Source organism: Corallococcus sp. CA041A (assembly GCF_003612075.1).
In the GTDB taxonomy this organism is placed as follows: Bacteria; Myxococcota; Myxococcia; order Myxococcales; family Myxococcaceae; genus Corallococcus; species Corallococcus exiguus.
In genome coordinates this window covers 1-441 of sequence record NZ_RAWF01000658.1, presented here as the reverse complement: position 1 = coordinate 441, position 441 = coordinate 1, and the positions used below count along the sequence as shown (strand labels likewise).

The following is a 441-nucleotide window of genomic DNA, read 5'->3' as shown; positions in this document are numbered from 1 at the left end:
GCATACAACTGATGGCCGACCACATCGATCACCCGCCGGTTCATCTCCTCCGGCCACGGCCGGTGGATGTCGCCGGTGCGCAGGCCGGCCTCGACATGGCCGATCGGGATGCGGTGATGGAACGCGGCCAGGGCCGCGGTCATCGCCGTGGTGGTATCGCCATGCACCAGCACGTAGTCGGGGCGGACCTGCGTGTAGAGCGCGTCAAGCCGTTCGAACAGCCTGGAACACAGGCCATTGAGGGTCTGGTTGGGCACCATGACATCGAGGTCATGGTCGGCGGTGATCTCGAACAGCGCCATCACCTGGTCGAGCATCGCCCGGTGCTGCCCGGTGATGCAGACCACCGATTCGATATCCGCAGCGTGTGCCAGGGCGCGCACCAGAGGCCCCATCTTGATGGCTTCCGGTCGCGTGCCGAACACCGACAGGACCTTCACC

General features: G+C 65.5%; 1 protein-coding gene. It reads right to left on the bottom strand.

The annotated features are described in order from the left end of the window. A partial coding sequence (locus D7V77_RS42635; protein ID WP_368666251.1) for a UDP-N-acetylglucosamine 2-epimerase occupies window positions 1-441 on the bottom strand: 441 nt, incomplete at both ends.